Source organism: Nocardioides sp. CPCC 206348 (assembly GCF_048654705.1).
In the GTDB taxonomy this organism is placed as follows: domain Bacteria; phylum Actinomycetota; class Actinomycetes; order Propionibacteriales; family Nocardioidaceae; genus Nocardioides.
This window is the reverse complement of sequence record NZ_JBMCZA010000168.1, coordinates 16,749-18,571: the sequence shown is the minus strand read 5'-3', so window position 1 is coordinate 18,571 and position 1,823 is coordinate 16,749. Positions and strand designations below refer to the sequence as shown.

General features: G+C 73.9%; 2 protein-coding genes. One reads left to right on the top strand and one right to left on the bottom strand.

Annotated features, from left to right (window positions below):
• A partial coding sequence (locus tag ACOADB_RS13250) for a M23 family metallopeptidase (RefSeq protein WP_378599257.1) occupies positions 1-960 on the top strand: 960 nt, incomplete at its 5' end.
• Between the two features lie 7 nt (positions 961-967).
• Here ACOADB_RS13250 and ACOADB_RS13245 read toward each other — a convergent pair.
• Positions 968-1,823, bottom strand: an 856-nt coding sequence (locus ACOADB_RS13245) for a 3'-5' exonuclease (RefSeq protein WP_378599254.1), incomplete at its 5' end; no start/stop codon positions are given.

The window sequence follows — 1,823 nt, the reverse complement described above, 5'->3', positions numbered from 1 at the left end:
GCCCCCGCTCCAGCTCCTGTCCTCGCTCCGCTTCCGGCGCCTGCCCCGGTCCTGACCCTGGTCGAGGCGGTCGGCTCGCCGGCGTACGTGCCCGACCGCGCTCCCACGGTGGAGCTGCCGGCGCTCCGCGACATCCCCCTGTTCGACCCCCTGACCGATTCCTCGGCCACCACGCTGCGGGCCGTCCAGCCCGCCGGCAAGCGCCGTGCGGTCAAGCACGTCGGCTCCCGCGGACCGCTGTTCCGCGGCCTGCCCTCGCTGCCCGTCGCCGTCGGTGTGGCCACGCTCGCCATCGCGATCGGTGGCGCGGTCGTCTCGACCGATCCCGAGCTGGCCTCGGCCACCGACCGCCTCACCGCCTCGAACGCCATGACCGGGTCCTTCGGCAACGGCGTCGTCGGCGGGCGCTCCCAGAGCGTCAGCCGCGACTCGGACCGCGACACCCTCGCCCAGGCCGCCGGCACCGACCTCGTCGCCGAGGCCGAGCGCCACGCCGAGGAGCGCAACAGCGCGCTCGGCGAGCTCGCCCAGGCCGCCGAGAAGGAAGCCGCCGAGATCGCCCTGAACCGCTGGGTGCTCCCGCTCGACAGCTACCGCCTCACCGCGACCTTCGGTGAGTACGGCCTGTGGTCGAGCTACCACACCGGCCTCGACTTCGCCGCTCCCGGCGGCACGCCGATCCGCGCCGTCACGAACGGCGTGGTCACCTCCGCCGGCTCCGACGGCGCCTACGGCAACAAGACCGTCCTGACCCTGGAGGACGGCACCGAGCTGTGGTTCTGCCACCAGTCGTCCTTCGCCGTGTCCGCCGGTGACACCGTCCGCAGCGGCGAGATCATCGGATACGTCGGCAGCACCGGCCACGTGACCGGCCCGCACCTGCACCTCGAGGTCCGCCCCGGTGGCGGCGACCCGGTCGACCCCGACGCGGCCCTCCGCGTACATGGAGTGACGCCGTAACGCTCTTCTAGAGCTTGTCGACGGGGGCGTAGCGCAGCAGCAGGCGCTTGACGCCGTCGGAACCGAAGTCGATCGACGCGACGGACTTGTCGCCGGCTCCTTCGACGGACACGACCGTGCCCAGGCCGAACGAGTCGTGGGTGACCTTGTCGCCCGGCGCCAGGACCGGGATCGGCCGCGAGGGTCGTGACTTGGCGGCCGCGTCGGCGCGAGCCGCTGCGGAGCTGAAGTTGCGGCGGCCGGCCGCGGTCGGCTGCCCCAGGCTGGTCGTACCGGAGCCGCCGCCGGCGTACTCCCGGCTGCTGGAGGCGTACGACGGCCGCGACCACTGCATCTGCTGGGCTTCGGTGCGCCGCCAGTCGACGAGGTCGATCGGCAGCTCGGCGAGGAACCGGGACGCCGGGTTGTGCGCGGGGGCGCCGAAGGCCGAGCGCACGACCGCCCGCGAGACGTAGAGGCGCTGGCGGGCTCGGGTGATGCCGACGTAGGCCAGCCGGCGCTCCTCCTCGAGCTCGGGACGATCGCCGAGGGACCGGGAGTGCGGGAAGACGCCGTCCTCCAGGCCGGTGAGGAACACGACGGGGAACTCCAGGCCCTTGGCGGTGTGGAGCGTCATCAGGGTGACCACGCCCTTGTCCTCCGGCGCGTCCGGGTCGTCCTCGGGGGCATCGGGGATCTGGTCGGCGTCGGCCACCAGCGCGACGCGCTCGAGGAAGTCGCCCAGCCCGGGCTCGACCGTGCCGGCGTCCACGTCCGCGGGGTCGGCCGACGGGCCGGCGACGGGGTCCTCGGCGAACTCGCGGGCGACCGCGACCAGCTCGCCGAGCGTCTCCAGGCGGCCCTCGTCCTGCATGTCGTCGGAC